Consider the following 24,940-nt stretch of genomic DNA (forward strand, 5'->3'; position numbering starts at 1 on the left):
CATGTGTTAAGCACGCCGCCAGCGTTCGTCCTGAGCCAGGATCAAACTCTCCGTCAAGAACCATCAACCCACCCCCCGCCGGCACCACGAGGGCACCACCACAGGGGGCGAATCAGCACTATCCGAAGACCAAACAACTGGCCTTACATCTATCCAAACAATCGGCGCCCCAGCACCCCAGTAGCCACCCCGACGAGGAGGGGCCCACAAGGGACAAGGACGCCACGCGCGGCAGGCACCACCCCCAAAAGGGGCGGCACGACCCAAACAGGGCCCCGCGCGCTCGCGGCACCCACGCGATCATCACCCGGCCACCCGCCACCCACGGCCCCACCAAAGGGGCCCGGCACGCGACGGCCAGGATCCATTCACAAAAACTGGCACACTGTTGAGTTCTCAAGCAACACGCCCACCAGGCACCCCGCCACACGGCGGGGAAGCTCCCCCAGGCACAGCCAGCCACACTAGCATCCCCGCGCCCCGGGAGGCAACAACGCCCCCCGCGATCCAGGTCCGCCCTGGCGCCCGTCTCCCGCTCTCGGCGGGGCCCGCGCACCGGCTGGCTCCAAGAAAGTTACACACCTGCTCGTCCGAACACAAATCCCCGGCCACGCCCTGATGACGAGCATCTCAACGCGCCACCAACACTCGGAGGCGCGCTCAAGGCGCAGAGCGTGCTAGATGCGACGGATGCCAGCGAAGTTGCGCTTGCCACGGCGGATGACCAGCCATTCGCCATGCAGCCAGTCGACGCCGTCCGGCTCCCACGCCTCGTCGCTGATCCGGTCGTTGTTGATCGAGGCGCCTCCCTCGCGAATGGTGCGGCGGGCCGCGCCCTTGCTCTCGCACAGCCCGCTCGCCACGAGAAGATCCACGATGGTGCGAGGCTCGCCGTCACGCAGCTCCGCGACCGAGGCCTCGGTGAGGGCGGCGGCCAGGGTCGAGCGATCGAGGCCTGTGATCTCCCCACGGCCGAACAGCGCCTGGCTGGCAAGCTCGACGGAACGCGTGTTGTCCTCGCCATGGACCAAGGTGGTCATCTCCTGCGCAAGACGCTTCTGCGCGGTACGCAGGTGAGGTCGTTCCTTGGTCTCGGCCTCGAGCTCATCGAGCTCGCCCTGGGACAGGAACGTGAACCAACGCAGGTACTTGATGACATCAGCGTCGCCGGTGTTGATGAAGTACTGGTACCAGGCGTACGGGCTTGTCATCTCGGGATCGAGCCAGAGACTGCCGCCACCGGTGGACTTGCCGAACTTCTTGCCGTCCGAGGAGGTGACAAGGGGCACGGTGAAGCCATGGACGTGCGTGCCATCGAGCCGGCGCACGAGATCCACGCCAGCGATGATGTTGCCCCACTGGTCCGACCCACCGACCTGCACGGTGCAATCGTGCTTGCGACGGAGCTGCACGAAATCCTGGGCCTGGAGCAGCATGTACGAGAACTCGGCGTAGGAGATCCCGTCGCCCTCGAGGCGTCGCTTCACGGTTTCCCGCGCGAGCATGACGTTGACCGAGAAGTGCTTGCCGATATCGCGCAGGAAGGAGATCGCGGACTGGTTCGCCGTCCAGGTGATGTTGTTCTCGATGATCGCGGCGTTGGGGGCATCCTCGAACTCGACGAACCGCTCGAGCTGGTCCTTGATCCGGTCGGCCCATTCCGCGACGACATCCTCGTCGTTCATGCTTCGCTCGCCCACGTCACGCGGGTCCCCGATCAGCCCGGTGGCCCCGCCCGCGAGAACGATGGGGCGGTGCCCGGCGCGCTGCATGCGGTGCAGCACGAGCAGCGGGATGAGATGGCCAGCGTGCAGGCTCGGCGCAGTGGGATCAAACCCGGCATAGACCGTGGTCATGCCGGAGGCGAGCTGGTCGCGCAGCGCGTCTGTATCGGTGGATTGCGCGATCAGGCCACGCCAGGTCAGTTCTTCGAGGATGTCGATCGTCACGCACCCGATCATTCCTCATGCGCGGCGCCCAGGCTAATGCGCCAGGCTAATGCGGCAGGCTCGTCGCCCTAGCTAGGATGCGTCCTTATCGCTTGGCTACACCGGCGGCCGCGGGGTGGCGGCGGTAGGCGGACACCGCGGGATGCCCGGATAGCCAGAACCGCCATGCTCGATCTGCGGCCAGGCGGACTCCGACGCGCGGCCCCGAGTTGATCGATGCATCGTGATCGCCCGCGCCATGCTCGACGCGGACTGGCGCGCCCGCGGCGATCACATCGGAGCCACGAAGTTCCCAAGGGATCCCCAGCACGGCGGCGAGATTGGCCGGGCCCCGCGCGAGCTGGTGCACGTCGCGGTCCGTGCCGCGGCGGGACCGGGCAAGGCTGATGCCGTCAAGGATCTCGCCGGCCCGAAGCAGCACGCCACCCGCGCAGCCATCGGGGCCGTAGGTGATGTTGAGGCACTCGTGCATGCCGTAGATGCGGTAGATGTAGAGGTGCCCTGGCGGACCAAACATGACGTGGTTGCGCGCGGTGGGACCGCGGTAGGAGTGGGCGGCCGGGTCAGGCCAGGGTCCGTCGGCGGGACCGCCATAGGCTTCGGTCTCGACGATCCGCATCCGCACCGGGCCATGCTCGATCGTGCATCCAAGCAGGAGCCGGGCCGCCCCGGCGGGATGGCTCGCCTCGAGCGTGGAGCGCAGGACCTCTCCCCTATTCGCTGGGGGTTCCTGCCGCGGTGTAGCGCGCATGGGTCTCGTCATCGACATCGCGGGCCTCGTCGACCAGCAGGACCGGGATGCCGTTCTCGATCGGGTATGCCTTGCGCAGGCGCGGGTTGTAGAGCGCCTCATCCTCGATGTGGATGAGCGATCCGCGGTCCTCGGGGCAGGCAAGGATGTCTAGCAGTACTGGGTCTAGTGGCACGGTGATCTACCTTATCTCGGTTCAGGATTGCTTGCGCTTGAGGATGCGCTTGCGCGCGGCCTCGGTCAGCCGCAGGTACTTGTGCTCCGTGGTGTCGTAGTACCACGCGTGGCTGTCCGCCGCAGGGAGCCCCTGCTCGGCGAGCAGGCGTGTCTTCGGGCGGTACCAGGTGGTCATGGGGATCTCCCGCACCTCGTGAATGATGTCGGGACGCTGGGAGCCGGGCAGCACCGCGAGCGCGCGATCGAAATGCTCCGGGGCGAACTCCCGGCCAGGAGCGTCGCTGCGGCGCGATACCGCGGCAACCACAAACGCGCGCCCTTGCTGCTCCACTCCGTATACAACGGCTAGATCGAGCAGTTCGACGTCGGCGAGCGCATCCTCGATGGGGAGCGAGTACACGATCCCCTGGTCGGTCCGCATCACGCTGTTGCGGTTGTCGACCATCCAGTAGTCGCCATCGGCGTCGCGGCGGAAGAGGTGGTCGGTGGGGATCCAGATGTCACCAGCCTTGAATACTCCGCGGATCACGTTGGAGCTGTGCTCCACACCGGTACGCGGGTGAGCGAGCAGCAGGCCGGTGTCGTCGTCCTCGACCTCGCGGACGAAGCCCTTCTCGTCCTCGATGAAGCGATTGCTCTCCACATCGAACGCAGCGAGCTTGATGGTCGCGGAACCGGGTATCGGTCGCCCCTTCGCGCCGGGCTTGGCGCCCGTGATGTTCGCCAGGACGGCCTCGCCCTCGGTGGAGGCGTAGAACTCGACGACGCTGGCGGGCGCGAATCGCTCGGTGACGCGCTGCCACAAAGCCCGGGGCATCCCCGAGCCCATGAATAGCCGGATGGGGTGATGGCGCTGGATCTGGAGGTCCTCGTCCTCGACGAGCTCGCGCAGCAGGGTCCAGGTGTAGGACACGACGGTCACGCCGTAGCGGTGCACCTCCTCGGCGAACTGCGACGAGTCGAAGGTGCGCGTCAGCGCGATGCGGGCGCCGCCTGCGACGGCCCCACCGAGGGTCATCAGCAGGCCCGAGGGGTGGTGCAGCGGCGTGAGGCAGTACACGGTGTCGCTGGCCGTGAGCGATGCGGCCGACGCGGTGCCGAACGCGGACAACGCCCAGCGGTGATTGGTGATGAGCTGCGGCTCGATGTGGCCTCGTGAACGGGTGAAGACGATGAACGCGAGATCGCTGGCAATGCCGGGATTGGGCCGGTACCACGCGGGGAGCTCGACCGCCTCCGGGTCCACCTTCTCCAGGTCCGTGACGCTGGGATGGTCATCAACCCCGAGATCGCGGACATCGCCACCGCCCAGCACATAGACCTGGCCGCCAGTCGCGATGGCATCGTCCATGTTCTGCGGATCGGTCACGATGCCGGTGGCCTCGCTGAGCCGGAGCGCATCATCGAGGTTCGTGCCGGGCTGCAGCAGGACGCTGACGGCGCCGAGCCGCGAGAGCGCGGCAATGGTGGCCAGCGCGCTCGGGCGCGTCTCCATGAGGACCGCGACATGGGAACCCTGCCGGACGCCCACCGAGATCAGTCCGCGCACGACGTTGTCGATGCGCTCGTTGACCGCGGCGTTGGTGTGGACCCGGTCGTCAAAGAGGAAGCACTCGCCGAGCGGCGCCCGCCTGCCCTGTTCCTCGAGGAGGAGGCCGAGCGACATGCGGGTATGCGCCTGCATCACTCCTAGGCGCGCGAGGCGCGGCAATGTCCGGGCGGCCTCCCCGGCGATCTCCTTGGTCGTCTTGGCCGCGCCGACCGTGGCGTCGACGAAGTCCTGCGCCACGCCAAAGCCGATCTCGGCGGCCTGGCTGGCACTGTTGACGAGCCGCGACATCACGGTGTAATCGCCGTCAGCGGCGGGCTGGTCCTCGTCGGTCATGGGCTTGGCGACCTCGGGCCGCGCGGCGGTGCCCTCGTTCCAGCGCACCCATTGCGCCACGGTGGGCCAGGTGAGGGTACCGGCACTGCTGCCCACTACGAGCCCGAAGTGACCGGCCTTGAGAGTTGCCTCGTAGACGTCGGCGCGGGGCGCGGCGCGGCGGATCCCACGGACCGCGCGGGGCAGCCCGATATCGTCGGTGGTACCCACGAAGGCCAGCACCGGGCAGATGATCTCGGCGAGGCTGATGAGGCGATCGTCGATGACAAAGCCCCCGGTCATCATGCGGTTGTGCACGACGAACTGCTTGAGCAGCTCAGCGATCGCGGGCCCGGACCACGCGACCCATCCATCGACCTCGAGGAAGCGGCGCTGCTTCTCGCGCGGCAGCAGGGCCTCGCGGTCGTGGAGCTGCATGAGGAAGTCGAGGCGGGACTTGACCGTCTTGACGGGGTCGAGCATCTGGAAGCCGGTGCGGACCATCCAGCCCGGGATGGCGAGGCGGTTGAAGACGTGATCGGCGAGGAAGTCCGCGCCCTTCGAGGCGAAGCCCACCGTGATGCCCATGGGAAGCGCGACCGCGTCCGTGGGCGAGCCGAAGGTGATCAGGCTCTTGATGCCGCGGGAGCGCCGGTAGGCGGCGGTCTGGTAGCAGAACATGCCGCCCTGCGAGTACCCGGCGAGGTGGACGTCCTTGCCCGTGTGCTCCCGGACGATGTCGACGACATCACTGACTGCCACGACGTGGTCAGCGAGGTTCCGGGCCATGCCGCCGATCTCGCGGTCCGGGGCGCCGAAGTCAACGACCCACGGATCGAGGCCGTTGTCGTGCAGGATCCCGACAGCCCCCTGGTCCCGGGTGACGTCATAGATGTCGGTGGCCACCATCAGGGGCGGGACGAGAATGACCGGGGCCCGCTCGTCGAGGTTGTCGGCCGCGGGGAAGTACCGGCGGAGCCGGAACATCGGGCGCCGCTCCATCACCGCGAACGGCGAAGCCTCCTCGCCGGTGTCGAGCCCTCCGAAGCGGATCACTTCGAGACCGTTCTGCGCAGTGGCGAGGACTCGATGCACCGGCGACGTGAGGGTTCGGGCAGTGAACTTCACGGGGACCTCCATCCTCGCCCGCCACCGTGGCCCGGCGCCGGGGATGTGCGCTCTTCCTGAATCTTCGCACATCCCCCAGCGCGGTTTCTGCTACACGGGCTCCCATATACCGTGCATGGCAGTGGTTGTTGGCTATCTCACAGCCCACGCGCGCAATGCGGCGGATGCCTCGGCGACGCGACCGCGCTGCTCCTCGACCCGCGCCCCCGCCGTGCCGCCGCGAGCATTCCGCGAGGCGATCGACCCCGCCACCGTGAGAACAGCGCGCACCTCTCCCGTCAAAGCAGGGTCGATGGCAGCGAACTCCGCGTCAGTGAGCTCATCGAGACCGACTCCGCGCGCCTCGGCCACCCGCACGCAGGCACCGGCCGCCTCGTGGGCGACACGGAAGGGCACGCCCTGCCGCACCAGCCATTCCGCGATGTCGGTGGCCAGGGTGAAGCCCGCCGGAGCGAGCTCGGCCATGCGGTCCTCGTGGAACTCCAGGGTGGAGACGAGCCCCACGATCGCGGGAAGCAGCAGCTCGAGCTGCAGCACCGAATCGAAGACGGGCTCCTTGTCCTCCTGCAGATCCCGGTTGTACGCGAGCGGCTGCGCCTTGAGGGTGGCGAGCAGCCCGGTGAGGTTGCCGATCAGGCGGCCAGACTTGCCCCGGGTGAGCTCGGACACGTCCGGGTTCTTCTTCTGCGGCATGATCGAGCTGCCAGTGGACCACTCGTCGGAGAGCGTGGCATAGCCGAACTCGGGAGTGGTCCAGATAATGATCTCCTCCGCCATTCGCGAGAGATCCACGCCGATCATCGCGAGGACGAACGCGGCCTCGGCGGCGAAATCGCGCGAGGAGGTGGCGTCGATGGAGTTCTCCGCGGCGGAATCGAATCCGAGGTCCGCGGCGATGGCATCGGGGTCGAGCCCGAGGGAGGATCCCGCGAGCGCTCCCGACCCATACGGCGAGACCGCGGCCCGCGCGTCGAAGTCGCGCAGGCGCTCGACATCACGCAGCAAGGGGTGCGCGTGCGCGAGCAGGTGATGCGCGAGCAGGACTGGCTGAGCGGCCTGCAAGTGCGTCTTGCCCGGCATCACGGCCTCGGGGTGCGCGGCGGCCTGGGCGACGATCGCATCGACCACGTCGAGCAGCCCGACAGCGATGCGCCGCGCCGCATCGCGCAGCCACATGCGGAACAGCGTGGCCACCTGGTCATTGCGCGACCGCCCGGCACGCAGGCGACCGCCCACCTCCGGGCCGACACGCTCGATGAGGCCGCGCTCGAGCGCGCCGTGGACATCCTCGTCGCTCTCGGACGGCTGGAAGGCTCCGGAAGCGACATCGGCGGCGAGCCCATCGAGGCCCTCGGTCATGATGGCGAGATCAGCGTCCGCGAGGAGCCCGGCCTTGCTGAGCACGCGGGCATGCGCCTTCGATGCCTGCACGTCATAGGGCGCGAGCGCCCAGTCGAAGTGCGTGGACTTGCTCAGGGCCGCCATCGCGGCGGCCGGCCCGGACGCGAACCGGCCGCCCCACAGCGCGCCCTGGTTGGTGCCATGCTGTGTGGTCACGCAGCCATCATCCTTACTGGTTGAGATCGCGGCGAGCGGCGATCTTCGACGAGAGGCCATGCAGCTGCACGAAGCCCTTGGCCGCGGACTGGTCGAAGCTGTCGCCCTCGTCGTAGGTGGCGAGGTTGAAGTCGTACAGCGACTTGGTGCTGCGACGCCCATTGACCACGATATTGCCCGCGTGCAGGGTGAGCCGGATGTCGCCGGTCACGTGCTCCTGGGTGTGCTGGACGAACGAGTCGAGCGCGTACTTCAGCGGGGAGAACCACAGGCCGTCGTAGACCAGCTCGCCCCAGCGCTGCTCGACCTGCCGCTTGAACCGGGCCAGCTCGCGCTCGTTGGTGACGGCCTCGAGCTCCTGGTGCGCGGCGATGAGCACCATCGCGCCCGGGGCCTCGTACACCTCGCGGCTCTTGATGCCCACGAGACGGTCCTCGACCATGTCGAGCCGGCCGACGCCATGCTTGCCCGCGCGCTCGTTGAGCTCGACGATGGCCTCGAGCATGCTGACCGGGCGGCCGTCGATCGCGACAGGCTTGCCCTTGTCGAAGGAGATGACCAGCTCATCGGGCGCCTGCCAGTGCGCGGTGGGGTCCTCGGTGTAGTCGTAGACGTCCTTGGTGGGGGCGTTCCACAGGTCCTCGAGGAAGCCGGTCTCCACGGCCCGTCCCCACACGTTCTGGTCGATCGAGAAGGGGGACTTCTTGGTGACCGTGATGGGGATGGCGTTCTCCTCGGCGAAGGCGATGGCCTTCTCCCGGGTCCAGGCGTAGTCACGGACCGGGGCGATCACGCTGAGGTCAGGGGCGAGCGCGCCGATGCCGACCTCGAAGCGAACCTGGTCGTTGCCCTTGCCGGTGCAGCCATGCGCCACCGTGGTGCCACCATGCTCCTTGGCTGCTTCCACCAGGTGCTTGACGATCAGGGGCCGGGAGATCGCCGAGACCAGCGGATAGCGATCCATGTAGAGGGCGTTGGCCTGCACGGTCGGCAGGCAGTACTCGTCAGCGAACTCGTCGCGGGCGTCGACGCAGATGGACTCGACGGCGCCGCAATCGAGGGCGCGCTGGCGGACCACCTCCATGTCCTCGCCGCCCTGGCCAAGGTCGATGGCCAGCGCCACGACCTCCGCGCCAGTCTCCTTGGCGATCCAGCTGATCGCGACCGATGTATCGAGCCCGCCGGAATAGGCGAGGATCACGCGTTCTGCCATGGTGTTGCTTCTCCTTATCGTTCCTGGTGCCTAGTGTTCGCTATTCTTCCCGGAGCCTCGCTCGCCCTCTCAGGCCAGCTCGCTGAGCATCGATACGAGGGATTGCCCGTCATGGGGCGGCCGGGCCACCACCATGATCGTGTCATCCCCGGCGATGGTTCCCGAAACCTGTGCCAGGGCGGCCCGGTCCAGCGCGCTCGCGAGGAACTGCGCCGCGCCTGGTGGCGTGCGCAGCACCGCGAGGTTGCCACTGGCCTCGACCGAGACCAGCAGCTCGGCGAGGAGCCGCGAAACCCGCTCGGTGCCGCCGGTGACGCCCCGGATGGTGGTGCCGTCCTCGGGGACGACGTAGACCCCGCTGCCGCCGTCGGCCGCCCGGAGCTTCAGCGCCCCGAGCTCCTCGAGGTCACGTGACAGCGTAGCCTGCGTGGCGTCGATGCCCTCGTCCGCGAGGAGCTGGGCCAGCTCGGTCTGGCTGTGCACCTGGTGGGCCGCGAGCAGCTCCACGATGCGTGCCTGCCGTCGCGCGCGGCTCGCTCCAAGACCTCGGCCGGGCTCGGTCACTGGTGCTCCAGCAGCCACACCAGCAGCGCCTTCTGGGCGTGCAGCCGGTTCTCGGCCTCGTCCCAGACGACGCTGCGGGGACCATCGATGACGGAGTCGGTGATCTCCTCGCCCCGATGGGCGGGCAGGCAGTGCAGCACGATGGCATCGCCCGCGGCCCGGGCGAGCAGCTCGTCGTTGATCTGGTAGGGCCAGAACGGAGCACGCCTGTCGCGGCCATCGGCCTCATGGCCCATCGACACCCAGGTATCGGTGACCAGGACGTCCGCGCCATCCGCTGCCGCGACGGGGTCCTCGGTCACCGTGATGGAACCGCCGGTCTGCCCGGCCCGCTCCCGCGCGGCCTCCACGACCTGCGCGTCGGGATGGAATCCCTCGGGCGCGGCAACGGTGACGTGCAGGCCGGCGGTCGCTCCACCGAGCATGAGGGAGTGCGCCATGTTGTTGGCGCCATCGCCGAGGTAGGTCATCCGCAGCCCCGCGAGCTGGCCCTTGCGCTCCGCGATGGTCTGCAGGTCCGCGAGCACCTGGCAGGGGTGGAACGAGTCGGACAGGGCGTTGACGATCGGCACCGTGGCGGTCTCGGCCATCGCCTCGAGCCGGTCCTGCCCGAAGGTGCGCCACACGATCGCGTCGACATAGCGGGACAGCACCTGCCCGGTGTCCTGGAGCGACTCGTCCCGGCCCAGCTGCGTCGATCGAGACTCGACCACCACCGCGTGGCCACCGAGCTGCGAAACCCCGAGCTCGAAGGAGAATCGCGTGCGGGTGGAGTTCTTGTCGAAGATGACCGCGACTCCCCGAGGCCCCTCGAGCGGGCGGCGCAGGAACGGGGCTCGCTTCAGTTCCGCCGCGAGCGCGAGGACCTCTGCCTGCTCAGCGGGGGCCAGGGCATCGTCGCGCAGGAAGTGGCGTGTCATGACGGTCCTTCATCGAGGGCGGTGTTCAGTATCGAGGGCAGTGACTCCACGAACCGGGCCGCCTCCTCCTCGGTGAGAATGAGCGGCGGGGCGATGCGGAGAACATCGGGCTGCGCCGCATTGAGCAGGAAGCCAGCGTCGCGGGCCGCTGTCTCCGCCGCCGGGGCGCAGGGCTCGGTGAGCACAATACCGAGCAGCAATCCAGCCCCGCGCACGTGGTCGATCAGCGGATGCCCGAGATCCTCGATGCCGGCCCGGATCGTCTTGCCCAGTGCATCGGCGTGGTTGAGCAGGTCCTGCTCGTCGATGGTCCGGAGGACGGCGAGCGCGGCGGCCGCGCAAACGGGATTGCCACCGAAGGTCGAGCCGTGCATGCCGGGAGCGAGGAGCTCGGCGGCCGCGCCGGTGGCGATGCACGCCCCGATGGGAAGCCCGCCGCCGAGGCCCTTGGCGAGGGTGATCACGTCCGGCACGATTCCGGTGGCCTGGTGCGCGTAGAACCAACCGGTCCGGCCCACCCCGGTCTGGACCTCGTCGAGCACGAGGAGCGCCCCGTTCTCGGTGGTGATGTCGCGGACCGCGGCGAGATATCCCTCGGGCGGCACCACGACGCCTGCCTCGCCCATGATCGGCTCGAGGAACACCGCCGCGGTGGTGTCGTCCACCGCGGCGCGCAAGGCGTCGATATCGCCATAGGGCACATGCCGGACGCCGGGCACCAGCGGCTCGAACGGCGCCCGCTTGGGTGCTTGGCCAGTGAGCGCGAGCGAGCCCATGGTCCGACCGTGGAAGGCCATCTCGGCCGCGATGACGGTGGTGCGGCCAGTGCGCCGGGTGAGCTTGAACGCCGCCTCGTTGGCCTCCGCGCCGGAGTTGGCGAAGAACACGCGCCCGGGGACACCGAGCTTGTGGAGCAGCGCCTCCGCGAGCTCGATCACCGGGGGGCTCGCGTACAGGTTGGAGATGTGACCGAGGGTGCCGAGCTGCTTGTCCACCGCCTCTCGGATCGCCGGATGGGCGTGGCCGAGCGCATTGACCGCGATCCCGGCCAGCAGGTCGAGGTACTCGCGGCCGTCCGCGTCGGTGACGGTGGCGCCGTTGCCGCCCACGAGGGCGACCTTGGGCACGCCGTAGGTGTCCATGAGGGAGGCGGACCAGCGTTGCTGGAGCTGCGCGGTGGCAGTGTTCATGCAGGTTCTCCGGAAGTGGATTGGGAGGCCTGGACCGCACCCGTGCCGGCTGGGGTGACCATGGTCCCGATGCCTTCCTTGGTGAAGATCTCGAGCAGCAACGAATGCGGCACCCGGCCGTCGATGACGTGCGCCGAGGGGACGCCGCCGCGCACGGCCCGCAGGCAGGCCTCCATCTTGGGGATCATGCCGCTCGCGAGGGTGGGCAGGAGCTGCTCGAGGGCGGCTGAATCAATGGTGCTCACCAGAGAGCTCGTATCGGGCCAGGCCGTGTAGAGGCCCTCGACGTCCGTGAGCACGATCAGCTTCTCGGCCCCGATGCCCTCGGCGAGCGCCGCCGCCGCGGTATCGGCGTTGATGTTGTGGACCACGCCGCCGCGATCGGGCGCGATGGTGGAGACCACGGGGATCCGCCCCGTCGCGACAAGATCGAGCACAGCGGTGGGGTTGACCTCGGAGACGTCCCCGACGAGCCCGATATCGACGGGCTTGCCGTCGATCACGGCCTCGCGCTTCTCCGCGGTGAACAGGTGCGCGTCCTCGCCGGAGATGCCGACCGCGTAGGGCCCGTACTCGTTGATCAGGCCCACGAGCTCGCGCCCCACCTGGCCGAACAGCACCATGCGCACGATGTCCATCACCTCGGGCGTGGTGACGCGGAAGCCACCCCGGAACTCGCCCTCCATGCCGAGCCTCGCCAGCATGCGGGTGATCTGGGGCCCGCCGCCATGCACCACGATGGGGTGGATGCCGCACGTGCGCAGGAAGACCATGTCCGCGGCGAATGCACGCTTGAGCTTGTCATCGACCATCGCGTTGCCGCCGTACTTGACGACGATGGTCTTGCCATGGAACTTCTGCAACCAGGGCAGCGCCTGGGCCAGCACATGTGCCTTGTCCAGCGCGGTCAGGGCATCGAGCCGCGTTTCGGGTGGCGCGTCGTTCGGGTTATCGGGCATGGAGCAGTGGCCTTCCTCCGGGAAGCGGGATCAGGATGAGCGAGTGGAGTTCGCAGTGACGTAGCCGTGCGAGAGGTCAGCGGTGCGGATGGTGGCCTCGCCGCTGCCGATGCCGAGCTCGATGCGCACGTGGATGGCTGTACCACCGAGGTCGATCGAGCCGGCGCCGGGCGCGGCAACGCCGTCGCGGCAGGCGGGATGGTCATTGAAGAACACGCTGGCACGGTCGGGGTCCAGCATGATCGGCGCGCTGCCGATGGCCGCGAGGACCTGGCCCCAGCAGGCGTCCGAGCCGGACAGCGCGGTCTTGACGAGAGTGTCGCGAGCCACCGCCCGCGCTCCGGCCAGGGCCTCGCTCTCGTTGGCCGCGCCGCTGACCGTGATCAGCACGCGCTTGGTGGCGCCCTCGGCATCGGCCATGATCTGCTCGGCGAGGTCGTCGCACACCGCCCGTACCGCGGCGGAGAGCTCCTCGTCGCTCGCGGCGATCCCGGACGCTCCCGATGCAAGGAGCAGCACGGTGTCATTGGTGGACGTGGCACCGTCCACATCGAGGCGATCGAACGTGTAGCGCGCGGCATGCCGGAGCGCGCGATCGAGCTGCTCCGCGGTCGCGCGCGCGTCCGTGGTGAGCACGCACAGCATGGTGGCCAGGGCGGGCGCGAGCATTCCCGCGCCCTTGGCCATCCCGCCGACGGTCCAGCCGGATGGCGTGACGAGCGAGGCCTGCTTAGGAACGGTATCCGTGGACATGACGGCACGCGCTGCCGCGGTCGCGGAATCAGTCCCGGTCCCGAGCGCGGCGACGGCTTCCGTGATTCCCGCGAACACCGCCGTCATCGGCAGCAGCTCGCCCATGTTGCCGGTCGAGCACACCGCGACCTCCACAGCGCCGGTCTCGCACCCTGATGCGGTCAGTGCCCGGGCGACCTCCTCGGCCGTGTGGTGCGCGTCGGCGAATCCGTGCGGTCCCGTGCAGGAGTTCGCGCCGCCGGAATTGAGCACTACCGCGCGAAGTTCTCCCATGGTGAGCACCTGCTGGGACCACAGCACCGGCGCGGCCTTGACCTTGTTGGTGGTGAACACGCCTGCCGCGGGGCGGTCCTCGCCGTTGTTCACGATCAGCGCGAGGTCTGGCTCTCCCGACGGCTTGATGCCTGCGGCGACACCTGTAGCCGTGAATCCGGCTGGCGCGGTGACGCCCAGTGCCCGGTCGATGCTCGCCCCCGCAACGGGCGATGTCATGGGGCCACTCCGACCGTGGAGAGCCCTGCGGCCTCAGGGAGACCGAGCGCGATGTTCATGGACTGGATGGCGCCGCCCGCGGTGCCCTTGGTGAGGTTATCGATGGCGGAAACCACGACCAGGGAGCCAGCATTGGCATCAACGTGGACGCTCAGGTGCACGGCATTGGAACCGAGCACAGCGCTGGTCTGGGGCAGCTGCCCCTCGGGCAGCACGTGGACGAAGGGCTCATCGCCGTAGGCCGCGAGGTAGACCTCCCGTGCCTCGGCCGCGGTGGCCGTGGTCGGCGCGACGCAGGTAGCGAGGATGCCGCGGGCCATGGGCGCGAGGATCGGGGTGAACGACACGGTGACCTGCTGCTCGGTGAGAGCCTGGAGGTTCTGGGTGATCTCCGGGTTGTGCCGGTGCACTCCCCCGACGCCGTATGCGCGCGCGGATCCCATGACCTCGGCTCCGAGCAGATCAGTGCGCAGGGATCGCCCCGCTCCCGATGCCCCGGTGACCGCGACGATGGTGATCCGGGGCTCGATGATGCCCGCGGCCACGGCGGGCGCGAGGGCGAGCGACGTGCCGGTGGGGTAGCAGCCGGGCACCGCGATCCGCGTGGCCGAGCGCAGCTTGTCACGCGCGCCGGGCAGCTCGGGCATGCCGTAGGGCCAGGTTCCCGAGTGCGGGGTGCCGTAGAACTTCTCCCATGCCGCTGCATCGCTCAGGCGGAAGTCCGCGCCGCAGTCGATGATCAGGGTGCTCGCGGCGAGTTGCTCGGCCAGCTTGGCCGAATGCCCGTGGGGAAGCCCGAGGAACACCACGTCATGCCCGGCGAGTGTCTCCGGGCTGGTCTCCTCGAGGACGCGATCGGCAAGAGGCAGGAGGTTCGGGTGATGCGCGGCGAGCGTGGTCCCGGCGCTGCCTCCTGCGGTGAGCGCGCCGATCTCGATGCTCCCGTCGAGCACGCCGGGATGGTTGAGGAGCAGCCGGAGGACCTCTCCCCCGGCGTATCCGCTGGCACCTGCGACGGCGATCCGAAGAGTCATGCGACTGATTATGCGCTCCATTGCAACAATATTCAAACGCTATTTGCGCATGATTCCCTTGATCTGCTCCAGGCGCTCCCGGGCCGCCCGCGCACGGTTCTCCCACTGCTGCTCCAGCGATAGGCTCTCGGCCCGCTCCACATCCGTCTCGGGAGCACCGATCGCCACCGCGAACTTCGCGGCGATCCGATCCCGCACCTTGCTGAAGGTGGGGATGCCATCGCTGGTCCAGCCCTCGTCGCTGTCGCCACCGGCCACATTGGGCTTGCCCAGCGGGGGCACCTCGCCCACGGGAAGGTCTTCGACATCACCGGCCCGCACCACGCCGCCCGCGGCCGACAATGTAGCTCCTGACAATGCCGGCTCCGACAGGCCCTCTCCCGAGACTGGGCCCGCGACCAGCGACAACTGCGCTACCTGGTGCAGCGCGCGCAGGTCCTCGCGATCAACGGTCGCTGCGGACACTACCTCGCACAACTCGGCGTCGCCCAGCGCGGACAACGCACGCGACAATGACTCGATCGACGAACGCTTCTTCTCCACGACGACGAGCTCCCTTCGAGCGTGTGCTTCCAGGATACGTCGAGCAGCCAGGCCAGCACGGCGACATGGCTACCGCAATCGGGCCCCGACAGCCTCAGTGGCCCGCTCGACCGCGGCATCGCGAGCAGCCGACGCTTCCTCCTCTGTCAACGTACGGTCCGCAGCACGGAACCGCAGCGAATACGTCAAGGATTTCCGGCCCTCGCCCAGCTGCTCGCCCGCGAACACCGCGAACAGCTCGATGCTCTCGAGCAGCTCGCCCGCGCCGGCCCGCAAAGCGGATTCCACCGAGGCCGCCGGAACATCCTCGGCGACAACGACGGCAACATCCTGGAGCACCGCGGGGAAGACGGACAAGCGTGGAGCCGGGAGGTTCTCGCGCACCGGCAACGCATCGAGCTCCATCTCCACCGCGCACGTCCGAGCTGGCAGGCCCATCTCCTCGACGACCGCCGGATGCAGCTCGCCCGCATGGCCGATGACTCGTCCGTCCACGACGAGCTCGGCGCAGCGCCCGGGATGCCACGGAAGCTCCTGCGCTGCCCGGCGCTCGACGGTCACCCCCGCAGCGGCCGCGATCACATCCGCTGCCTCGAACGCGTCCAGGGCGTCCGCTGCCCGTCCCGGGCCCCACGGCCCGCGCGGCAGCCGCGCTCCGGTGAGCACGATTCCCGCACGTACCGGCTGGTCGGGAAGCGACGCGAAGAGCTCCTCGACCTGCTCGCGCGTCGGGCGCCGGTCGACGGGAAGCATCGGCACCGGGCGGGTCGCGCCGGTGGGCAGCACCACCTGGCCGATCGTGAACAGCGAGACATCATGCTGCCCCCGCGCGACATTGCGCGCGAGCACATCAAGTAGGCCCGGCAGCAAGGTCGTGGCTAGGCTGGCGCGCTCGCTATCGAGCGGGTTGAGCACCCGCATGGCCTGCCTCCGCGAATCGCTCGCGTCGAGCCGGAACTGGTCGAACACCTTGGGCGAGATGAAGGGGGACGGCTGCACCTCGACGAATCCCGAATGGGCGAGGGCGCGGCTCACCGATCGCCTCCGCCGCTGCAGCGCGGTGAGCCCCACGCCCGCGGGCGCGGTCGGCAGCACCGAGGGGATGAGATCCAGCCCCTCGAGCCGCAGTACCTCCTCCACCAGGTCCGCGGGCTGCGTGAGATCCGGGCGCCAGGAGGGCGGGGTGACCAGCAGCTGCGTGGACTCCCCCACTGTCTCCTCGAGGACCGCGGCTCCGATCTGCTCCAGGCGATGCCGGGCCGCGCCCGCCTCGTACTCCACGCCAGCGACCTTGTCCGGCAGGCGGGAATCGATGCGGATGGTGGCGCGCTCGGGCACCGCGCCGATATCGGTGAGCTCGGGCTCCACCACACCGCCGGTGATCTCGGCGAGCAACGCCGCGGCGCGGTCGAGCGCGGCCACGGTCGCGGCCGGGTCGACAGCACGCTCGAAGCGACGGCTCGCCTCGCTCGAGAGCTTGTGGCGCCGCGCGGACCGGAAGATCGCCAACGGATGCCAGCACGCTGCCTCGAGCAGGACCTCGGTGGTCTCGCCCGATACCTCCGTGCTCGCGCCACCCATGACCCCAGCGAGGGACACCACGCCCGAATCGTCCGCGATGACGACATCCTCGGGATCCAGCGCGCGCTCCACGTCGTCGAGGGTGACCAGCTTCTCCCCCTGCCGGGCGCGCCGGACGACGAGGTCGCCCGTGAGCCGCGCGGCATCGAACGCATGCATGGGCTGGCCGAGCTCGAGCATCACGTAATTGGTGACATCCACGGCCGCGGAGATCGGGCGGATGCCCGAGAGCATGAGGCGCAGCTGCATCCACCACGGAGTGATGGCCTGGGTGTCGATGCCCGTCACGCGACGTACCGCGAACCGTGCCGCATCAGCCTCCGGCTCGACGCTCACGCCCCAGGCCGGGCCATCCGCTCCGTGATCAGGCCCCTCGGCCGGATCCGCGAAGGCCAGGTCGAAGCCGCAGCACAGCTCCCGCGACAATCCACGGACCGAGAGGCAATAGCCGCGATCCGGCGTCACCGCGAGCTCGATCACGGTGTCGGTCAGCCCGAGCAGCCCGTGCGCGTCCACGCCGGGCGATGCCGTGCCTGGCGGCAGCACGAGGATCCCCGCATGGTCCCGGCCAAGCCCGAGCTCGCGGACCGAGCAGATCATGCCGTCGGACACACGCCCGTAGGTCTTGCGGGAAGCGATGACGAAATCACCGGGCAGCACCGCGCCGGGCAGCGCCACGACCACGAGATCGCCCTCGGCGAAGTTGCGCGCGCCGCACACGATGCTCTGCGGCTCGGCGCCCCCGACATCAACGAGGCAGAACCGGATGGGCTTCTTGAACTCGGTGAGCTCCTCGATCGATACGACGCGCCCGACCTTCAGCGGACCCTCCACGGGTCCGGGCCGGGTCACGTCCTCCACCTCGAGGCCCACGCCGACGAAGCCGGCGTCGAGCTCCTCGGCGGAGATGCTCCAGCCTGGGTTGGCACGCTGGATGATGTCTGTCAGCCAGGACTGCGCTACTCGCACGGGTGCTCGCTCCCTCGAATCACGTGATCACGAAAATCAACAGCAAAGAAAAACCTTGGCTAGCCCTGCACGCCGAACGGCAGCGTGAAGCGGATATCGCCCTCGACGATGTCGCGCATGTCCGGGATGCCGTTGCGGAACTGGAGGGTGCGCTCGAGCCCCATGCCAAATGCAAAGCCCGAGTACACATCCGGATCGATGCCGTTGGCGCGCAGCACGTTCGGATGCACCATGCCGCAGCCGCCCCACTCGACCCAGCCCGCGCCGCCCTTCTTGCGCTCGAACCACACATCCACCTCGGCGGACGGCTCGGTGAACGGGAAGTAGTTGGCACGCATGCGGGTCCGCGCCCCGGAGCCGAACAGGCCGCGCGCGAGCGCATCGAGCGTCCCCTTCAGGTTCGCCATCGTCAGGCCCTTGTCGACCGCGAGGCCCTCGATCTGGGAGAACACAGGCGTGTGGGTGGCGTCGAGCTCGTCGGTGCGGAACGTGCGCCCCGGGCACACCACATAGATCGGCACGTCGCGGGTCAGCATGCTGCGGACCTGCACGGGCGAGGTGTGGGTGCGCAGCACCTGCCGGGAACCCTCGGGCGCGATATGGAACGTGTCCTGCATGGTGCGGGCAGGATGATCCGGCAGGAAGTTCAAGGCGTCGAAGTTCGCATGCTCCGTCTCGACCTCGGGGCCCTCAGCGACCTCCCAGCCCATGGCGACGAACACGTCGCAGATCTGCTCGGAGATGGTGGTGATGGGATGCCGCGCGCCACGGGCCGCGCGTCCGGCGGGCAGGGTCACATCGATGGACTCCGCCACGAGCACCGCGGCGTCGCGCTCCGCGTGCAGGATCGCGCTGCGCTCCTCGAACGCTTGCTGCGCCTGCGACCGGTAGATGTTGACGCGCTTGCCGGCCTCGGCGCGCTCGTTCTTCGGCAAGCCGCCGAGCGCGCGCCGCGCGAGCGCGATGGGGGCCTTGTCACCGAGGTGAGCGGTCTTGGCGCGCGAGAGCTGCTCGAGATCAGCAGCATCGTCGAAGGCAGCCCGCGCCTCCGCGGCTGCCGTGGCAAGCTGCTCCTCGCCCAGCAAGGAGGCGCCTTCTTGCTCGCCCGCTGGGCTGCTCGTGCTGCCGGGTCCGTGCTGCGCCGAATTGTCAGCCACTATCCGTTCCAATCCTCGAATCCCATGCCCAAAGGCCCGTGCGGTCGCTCGGGCAAGTCCCGCGTGCGCACGTTCCGCGCTAGAGCCGTGCCCCGCCGATCTTATGCGACGCCGCGGTCGCACACCTAGCCCGCCCGCGCCCGCGCGCTCTCATGCAGGCCCCGCGCGCTTTCATAAAGGCACAGCGTCGCTGCGGTCGCGAGGTTGAGGCTCTCGGCCTCGCCGCGGATCGGGATGCTCACCGCATGAGTTGCACGCTCGACTATCGCGTCCGGGAGGCCATGCGCCTCGTTGCCGAACAACCAGGCCACCCGCGCCCCCGAGAGCGCATCGCTGGCATCAAAGAGCGATACCTCGCCGCGCGCGCTCGTGGCGAGCACGCGGAAGCCCGCGCGCAGCAGCTCGTCGACCGCATCCTCGGTGCTTGCCGCGCGCACGATGGGCAGATGGAAGCTGCTTCCCGCGGCGGCCCTGATCACCTTGCCGTTGAGCGGGTCCACGCTCGCCCCGGCGATGACGACCGCGGCGGCGCCCGCTGCATCAGCGACACGGATTATCGTCCCCGCGTTGCCGGGCTCGTTGACATCCGCGAGGACAGCGACGAAGCCGTCCGGCGGGACCTGCGCGAGGGTCTCATCGAGCCGGGCGCTCGGAGCCTCGCACACCGCGACGAGGCCCTGGGGCGTCACCGTCTCGGAGAGCCCCTTGGCGGTCCGCTCCGACACGACCCACACCGGGCACGCGGCGGTGCCGATGATCGCGTCATGCCGCTCGAGCGCCTTGCTGGTGGCGAACAACTCGATCACCGTGCCGTGCGCGAGCGCCGCGGAGACGGCATTAGGGCCCTCGGCGAGGAACCGGCCAGCCTTGCGCCGCTCGGTGGGCTTGACGAGCTTCAATGCAGAAACGACCCGGGGGTTGCGATCTGAGATCGGTTCCCCGGGTCGTTCCTGTGATGCGCCTGTGCTGGTCAGGCCGCGTCCTCGGACGGAGCGTTCACGTCGGCCGGGAGCGCTGCCTTCGCGGCGGCCACGAGGGCGGTGAAGGCCTCGGGGTCGGAGACGGCGATCTCGGCGAGGTTCTTGCGGTCCACCTCGATACCGGCGGCCTTGAGGCCCTGGATGAACCGGTTGTAGGTGATGTCGTTTGACCGGGCGGCCGCGTTGATGCGGGTGATCCACAGCTTGCGGAAGTCACCCTTGCGGGCACGGCGGTCCCGGTAGGAGTAGTTCATCGAGTGGAGCATCTGCTCCTTGGCCTTGCGGTACAGGCGCGAGCGCTGTCCGCGGTAGCCCTTGGTGCTCTCGAGAACTGTCCGACGCTTCTTGTGAGCGTTTACCGCTCTTTTCACGCGTGCCACTATTTTCGTCCTGTCACTGTTCGGGGGTCATCGACCCGGCTGGTCTGGCTGTCTGGCGCTCGGGTCAGAGGCCGAGCATGCGCTTGACGCGCTTCTGGTCGCTCTTGGCGACCTCGGTGACGCCCTCGAGGCGGCGGGTGCGGTCACTGGGCTTGTGGACGAAGAGGTGGCGACGGTTGGCCTGCTCGCGGAGCAGCTTGCCACGGCCAGTCACCTTGAAGCGCTTGGAGGCGCCGCTGTGGGTCTTGTTCTTCGGCATGAGATGTCCTCAGTTCTGTCGAGTGTTCGCAGTGCTCGCCGCTTGCGCGGCGGTGCACTGAACGTCCTTGCGGAACGGCGTGGTTCAGCGTGCACGCCGATCACCCTGCCCGGCCGTGCCGCCGGGCAGTGATGGATCCTGGATCAGCTGGCCGCGGGGGCGCCCTGGCCCTCTCCCGCTGCGTCATCCTGATCGCGGTCGCGGGCAGGCGCCTGCTGGGCCTTGATCTTGGTCTTCTGTCCGCGGTGCGGCGCGAGCACCATCGTCATGTTGCGACCGTCCTGGCGCGCAGTGGTCTCCACGAATCCCAGTTCCGCCACATCAGCGGAAAGCCGCTGCAGGAGACGGAATCCAAGCTCGGGGCGCGACTGCTCGCGACCACGGAACATGATCGTCACCTTGACCTTGCTGCCGGCCTCGAGGAACCGGGCAACGTTGCGCTTCTTGGTCTCGTAGTCGTGATCATCGATCTTCGGACGCAGCTTCTGCTCCTTGATGACAGTCTGCTGCTGGTTCTTGCGGGACTCGCGGGCCTTCTGCGCGGCCTCGTACTTGAACTTGCCGTAGTCCATGATCTTGCACACCGGCGGGCGGGCATCAGGGGCGACCTCAACGAGATCCATGTCCGCGTCGATCGCTAGGCGCAGTGCATCCTCAATCCGCACGATTCCTACCTGTTCCCCGTTGGGGCCGACGAGGCGGACCTCGGGAACGCGGATGCGGTCATTGATGCGGGTCTCGGTGCTGATGGGGCCTCCTAGGTCGAATCTGCTGCGATGCGACAGCGGACCCAGTGCCCCAACAAGAATGCCCCTAGCTCGGATCCATGAGAAACGGATCAATGCCAGGGGCCCAATTGCCGACCGGCCCGCACGCGCAAACCTCACCCACGAGGGCATTGCCTGCGCTGGCCAAGCCCTAAATGGCTTGGCCTCACGGGACCGGACCACTGGACACCATTCAAGCAATACTGGTGCAGCGGTGGGAGCTTGGGCTCCACTTGATGCCCCCGATCTGCTCGAGGGCGGTCGCATGTGACATCGTACCAGGCATGACAGATGATTCCTACCGGATCGCCGAGGACTCGACGACTCTCCCCGACCCCGAGCTGCCTGTGCGCGAGCTTGCTGCGATCCCCGCGATCGAAGTGATCTCCCGCGCGGCGGTGATGCTCATGAGCTCCGCCGCGGAGAAGCTGGGCCTCTCCGCGGAGGACCCCTCCAGCAGCGAGTACTTCGATCTTGATGAGGCACGCCGCATCATCACCTCCCTCGCAGGACTCATCACCTCATCCGCCGAGTACCTCGGCCCGCACGCGGGGCCGCTCCGCGATGGGCTGCAGGCACTGCAGCGGGCATTCCGCGAGGCCTCGGCCTACCCCGACCCGCCCGGGCAGGGGCCCGGCGAGAAGTACACCGGCCCCGTCCACTAGCAAGACTGGGCGGCTGAGAAACGCGTCCCGGCCGCGCTTGCGCATGAGTGCGGCGAGCGCGGCCTTGAGGTCTACCGCACGGCCGCGGCAGTGGAAACTTTTCCCGCATGGGTCGGGAAAAGTTTCCACTGGCGGCGAAGGAGCCAGCCGCTCAGGCTGGGGCGAGGATCCCGCGCAGGAACTGGCCAGTGTGGCTGTGGGGGGCCGCCGCGATGGCTTCCGGCGTGCCCTCGGCGACCACGGTGCCACCGCCGGAACCACCCTCGGGCCCCATGTCGATGATCCAGTCGGCGGTCTTGATCACGTCTAGGTTGTGCTCGATGACGATGACCGTGTTGCCCTTGTCCACGAGGCCGTTGATGACACGCAGCAGCTTGCGGATGTCCTCGAAGTGCAGGCCCGTTGTCGGCTCGTCGAGGATGTAGACGGTGCGCCCGGTCGAGCGCTTCTGCAGCTCAGCGGCAAGCTTGACGCGTTGCGCCTCGCCACCGGAAAGGGTGGGCGCGGACTGCCCGAGGCGCACGTAGCCAAGCCCGACGTCGACGAGCGTATCGAGGTAGCGGTGGATCGACTTGATGGGCTCGAAGAAGACCGCGGCCTCCTCGATGGGCATGTCGAGCACCTCGGCGATGTTCTTGCCCTTGTAGTGCACCTCGAGGGTCTCGCGGTTGTAGCGCGCACCGTGGCAGACCTCGCATGGCACGTACACGTCGGGCAGGAAGTTCATCTCGATCTTGATGGTGCCGTCGCCCGTGCATGCCTCGCAGCGGCCGCCCTTGACGTTGAACGAGAAGCGTCCGGGCTGGTAGCCCCGCACCTTTGCCTCGGTTGTGGCGGCGAAGAGGGTGCGGATCTTGTCGAAGACCCCGGTGTAGGTGGCCGGATTCGAGCGTGGTGTGCGACCGATCGGTGACTGATCGACCTGCACGAGCTTGTCGAGCAGGTCAACGCCGTTGATGCGCGTGTGCCGGCCGGGGACGTGCCGGGCCTTGTTGAGCTTGTTGGCGAGCGCCTTCGCGAGGATCTCATTGACGAGGGTGGACTTGCCGGAGCCGGAGACCCCGGTGATCGCGGTGAGCGTGCCGAGCGGGAACTCGACACTGACGTTCTGGAGATTGTGCTCGCGCGCGCCGACGATCTTGATCCGTCGCTGCGGGTCGATCACGCGCCGCCGCTCGGGCATCTCGATGCTCAGCCGGCCCGCCAGGTAGGCGCCAGTCAGGGATTCCTCGTTGGACAGCAGCCCGTCGAAGGTGCCGCTGTGCACCACCTGGCCTCCATGCTCGCCCGCGCGCGGCCCGATGTCGACGATCCAGTCAGAGGAGCGGATGGTGTCCTCGTCATGCTCGACCACGATCAACGTGTTCCCGAGATCGCGCAGGCGGGTGAGGGTATCGATCAGGCGGCGGTTGTCCCGCTGGTGCAGGCCGATCGATGGCTCGTCCAGCACATAGAGCACACCAACAAGACCTGCTCCGATCTGCGTCGCGAGCCGGATCCGCTGCGCCTCGCCACCGGACAACGTCCCTGCGGCGCGGTCGAGCGAGAGATAGTCGAGGCCGACATCGAGCAGGAACCCGAGCCTGGCCTGCACCTCCTTGAGCACCCGCCCGGCGATCGCTGCCTCGCGCGCGCCGAGCTGCAGATCAGTGAGGAACTTCGCGCAGTCGGCGATGGAGAGCGCGGCGATATCCGCGATGGACCTGGAACTGCCGTCGCCGCCCGAGATGCGCACCGACAGGATCTCCGGGCGTAGCCGCGCGCCCTTGCAGGCGGGGCACGGCGTATCCCGCATGAAGCCCTCGTAGCGGTCCTTCATCTGGTCGGACTCGGTCTGGTCGAGGCGCCGGTGCAGGAAGGGCATCACGCCCTCGAACTCGGCGTAGTAGGCCCGGCTGCGCCCGTAGCGGTTGGTGTAGGTGACGTGGACCTGCTGGGGCGAGCCCTCGAGAATGGCGCGGCGGGCCTTCGCGGGGAGCTTCTGCCAGGGCGTATCGAGCCGGAAGCCCATTGCGTCGCCAAGCCCTTGCAGCAGCCGCTGGAAATACTCTGCCGACTGGCCGGAGGACCACGGCGCGATCGCCCCCTCCGCGAGGGATTTCTCCGGATCGGGCACCACGAGATCAGGATCGACCTCCTTGCGGATCCCGAGGCCGTGGCATTCCGGGCAGGCGCCATAGGGCGAGTTGAACGAGAACGAGCGCGGCTCGAGATCATCCACGGCGAGCGCATGGCCGTTCGGGCAGGCGAGCCGCTCGGAGAAGCGCCGCTCCCGCTCCAGGGAATCATCGGGCACGTCGACGAAATCGAGCACAACGATGCCATCCGCGAGCCGCAGCGCCGTCTCCACCGAATCGGTCAACCGTTGCTTTGCCGAAGGCTTGACCACCAGGCGGTCGACCACCACCTCGACGTCATGCTTCTCCTGCTTCTTCAGCGTCGGCGGGGACGACAGCGGATGCACCACGCCATCAACGCGGACGCGCGCGAATCCCTGGGCACTGAGCTGGGAGAACAAGTCGACGAACTCGCCCTTGCGGGTGCGCACCACCGGCGAGAGGACCTGGAACCGGGTGCCTTCCTCCATATCGAGCACCTGGTCGACGATCTGCTGCGGCGTCTGCTTGGCGATCCGCTCGTCGCACACCGGGCAGTACGGGGTCCCGGCACGAGCGAACAACAGGCGCAGGTAGTCATACACCTCGGTGATCGTGCCGACCGTGGAGCGCGGGTTGCGGTTCGTGGACTTCTGGTCGATCGACACGGCCGGGGACAGCCCCTCGATGAAGTCGACATCGGGCTTGTCCATCTGCCCGAGGAACTGCCGGGCATAGGCCGAGAGGGACTCCACGTAGCGCCGTTGCCCCTCGGCGAAGATCGTGTCGAACGCGAGGCTGGACTTGCCCGAGCCAGAGAGCCCCGTGAACACGATCAGGCTGTCGCGCGGCAGATCGATATCAACACCACGGAGGTTGTGCTCCCTGGCGCCACGCACAATCAAACGATCGGTCACGTTCATCCCTTCATGAGCCCCGGCCCGGCCCCACGCCGGCACTGTGCAGGGAACATGCTACGACCCACCCCTGAC

21 protein-coding genes are annotated in these 24,940 nt (G+C 68.4%); 1 reads left to right on the forward strand and 20 read right to left on the reverse strand.

Translation table 11 applies throughout. The features are described 5' to 3' along the window. Window positions 1–677: 677 nt before the first annotated feature. The 19 genes from tyrS to infC all read right to left on the reverse strand — a co-directional run bounded on the left by tyrS (window position 678) and on the right by infC (window position 21,229). Window positions 678–1,949 carry a tyrosine--tRNA ligase gene (gene tyrS / locus QC765_RS03990; RefSeq protein ID WP_278313144.1) on the reverse strand — a complete coding sequence of 424 codons (1,272 nt, stop codon included), beginning with the start codon at window positions 1,947–1,949 and terminating at the stop codon, window positions 678–680. A gap of 85 nt (window positions 1,950–2,034) precedes the next feature. Next, window positions 2,035–2,652: a DNA-3-methyladenine glycosylase gene (locus QC765_RS03995; protein ID WP_373876685.1), complete on the reverse strand. Its 618-nt coding sequence runs from the start codon at window positions 2,650–2,652 to the stop codon at window positions 2,035–2,037. 10 nt (window positions 2,653–2,662) lie between these two features. Beyond that, window positions 2,663–2,875, reverse strand: a complete 213-nt coding sequence (locus tag QC765_RS04000; protein WP_278313146.1) for a Trm112 family protein — start codon at window positions 2,873–2,875, stop codon at window positions 2,663–2,665. 21 nt (window positions 2,876–2,896) lie between these two features. Continuing rightward, window positions 2,897–5,881: an alpha/beta fold hydrolase gene (locus tag QC765_RS04005; protein WP_373876665.1), complete on the reverse strand. Its 2,985-nt coding sequence runs from the start codon at window positions 5,879–5,881 to the stop codon at window positions 2,897–2,899. Between the two features lie 120 nt (window positions 5,882–6,001). Beyond that, on the reverse strand, window positions 6,002–7,426 hold the full coding sequence (gene argH / locus QC765_RS04010) for an argininosuccinate lyase (RefSeq protein ID WP_278313148.1): 1,425 nt from the start codon (window positions 7,424–7,426) through the stop codon (window positions 6,002–6,004). A 13-nt stretch (window positions 7,427–7,439) separates the two neighbouring features. Next, the gene (locus QC765_RS04015; protein ID WP_278313149.1) at window positions 7,440–8,639 is read right to left on the reverse strand and encodes an argininosuccinate synthase; all 1,200 of its coding nucleotides are present in this window, start codon (window positions 8,637–8,639) and stop codon (window positions 7,440–7,442) included. 69 nt (window positions 8,640–8,708) lie between these two features. Next, window positions 8,709–9,203: an arginine repressor gene (locus tag QC765_RS04020; protein ID WP_278313150.1), complete on the reverse strand. Its 495-nt coding sequence runs from the start codon at window positions 9,201–9,203 to the stop codon at window positions 8,709–8,711. Continuing rightward, window positions 9,200–10,123: an ornithine carbamoyltransferase gene (gene argF, locus QC765_RS04025; RefSeq protein WP_278313151.1), complete on the reverse strand. Its 924-nt coding sequence runs from the start codon at window positions 10,121–10,123 to the stop codon at window positions 9,200–9,202. Before argF ends, QC765_RS04020 begins: the two co-directional genes overlap by 4 nt. Further along, window positions 10,120–11,313: an acetylornithine transaminase gene (locus QC765_RS04030; protein WP_278313152.1), complete on the reverse strand. Its 1,194-nt coding sequence runs from the start codon at window positions 11,311–11,313 to the stop codon at window positions 10,120–10,122. Before QC765_RS04030 ends, argF begins: the two co-directional genes overlap by 4 nt. Beyond that, entirely contained in the window at window positions 11,310–12,272 is a 963-nt protein-coding gene (gene argB / locus QC765_RS04035) for an acetylglutamate kinase (protein WP_278313153.1), read from the reverse strand. The genes QC765_RS04030 and argB overlap by 4 nt, the downstream gene beginning before the upstream one ends. A gap of 30 nt (window positions 12,273–12,302) precedes the next feature. Then, complete coding sequence (gene argJ / locus QC765_RS04040) at window positions 12,303–13,517, reverse strand: bifunctional glutamate N-acetyltransferase/amino-acid acetyltransferase ArgJ (protein WP_278313154.1); 1,215 nt, start codon at window positions 13,515–13,517, stop codon at window positions 12,303–12,305. After that, window positions 13,514–14,551 (reverse strand): N-acetyl-gamma-glutamyl-phosphate reductase, encoded by a 1,038-nt coding sequence (gene argC / locus QC765_RS04045; protein WP_278313155.1) that lies wholly within the window; start codon window positions 14,549–14,551, stop codon window positions 13,514–13,516. The genes argJ and argC overlap by 4 nt, the downstream gene beginning before the upstream one ends. Window positions 14,552–14,590: 39 nt before the next feature. Further along, complete coding sequence (locus tag QC765_RS04050) at window positions 14,591–15,094, reverse strand: hypothetical protein (protein ID WP_278313156.1); 504 nt, start codon at window positions 15,092–15,094, stop codon at window positions 14,591–14,593. A 69-nt stretch (window positions 15,095–15,163) separates the two neighbouring features. Continuing rightward, window positions 15,164–17,644, reverse strand: coding sequence for a phenylalanine--tRNA ligase subunit beta (pheT, locus tag QC765_RS04055; protein ID WP_278313157.1), 2,481 nt, complete (start codon window positions 17,642–17,644; stop codon window positions 15,164–15,166). Window positions 17,645–17,703: 59 nt separating this feature from the next. Further along, a complete protein-coding gene (gene pheS, locus QC765_RS04060; protein ID WP_278313377.1) occupies window positions 17,704–18,729 on the reverse strand; it encodes a phenylalanine--tRNA ligase subunit alpha in 1,026 nt (341 codons plus the stop codon). Between the two features lie 197 nt (window positions 18,730–18,926). Continuing rightward, entirely contained in the window at window positions 18,927–19,775 is an 849-nt protein-coding gene (locus QC765_RS04065; protein WP_373876686.1) for a TrmH family RNA methyltransferase, read from the reverse strand. Further along, window positions 19,772–20,161, reverse strand: a complete 390-nt coding sequence (gene rplT / locus QC765_RS04070; RefSeq protein ID WP_192038789.1) for a 50S ribosomal protein L20 — start codon at window positions 20,159–20,161, stop codon at window positions 19,772–19,774. The genes QC765_RS04065 and rplT overlap by 4 nt, the downstream gene beginning before the upstream one ends. 64 nt (window positions 20,162–20,225) lie before the next feature. Next, window positions 20,226–20,420 carry a 50S ribosomal protein L35 gene (gene rpmI / locus QC765_RS04075; protein WP_192038788.1) on the reverse strand — a complete coding sequence of 65 codons (195 nt, stop codon included), beginning with the start codon at window positions 20,418–20,420 and terminating at the stop codon, window positions 20,226–20,228. Window positions 20,421–20,563: 143 nt separating this feature from the next. Continuing rightward, a complete protein-coding gene (gene infC, locus QC765_RS04080; protein WP_373876687.1) occupies window positions 20,564–21,229 on the reverse strand; it encodes a translation initiation factor IF-3 in 666 nt (221 codons plus the stop codon). A 242-nt stretch (window positions 21,230–21,471) separates the two neighbouring features. Here infC and QC765_RS04085 point away from each other — a divergent pair, with 242 nt between their 5' ends. Continuing rightward, window positions 21,472–21,852, forward strand: coding sequence for a DUF1844 domain-containing protein (locus QC765_RS04085; protein WP_278313159.1), 381 nt, complete (start codon window positions 21,472–21,474; stop codon window positions 21,850–21,852). 151 nt (window positions 21,853–22,003) lie between these two features. Here the strand turns inward: QC765_RS04085 and uvrA are convergent, their stop codons facing one another. After that, window positions 22,004–24,865: an excinuclease ABC subunit UvrA gene (uvrA, locus tag QC765_RS04090; protein WP_278313160.1), complete on the reverse strand. Its 2,862-nt coding sequence runs from the start codon at window positions 24,863–24,865 to the stop codon at window positions 22,004–22,006. Window positions 24,866–24,940 lie beyond the last annotated feature (75 nt).

The sequence above is a fragment of the Hoyosella levis genome (genome assembly GCF_026008515.1).
GTDB classification, from domain to species: domain Bacteria; phylum Actinomycetota; class Actinomycetes; order Mycobacteriales; family Mycobacteriaceae; genus Lolliginicoccus; species Lolliginicoccus levis.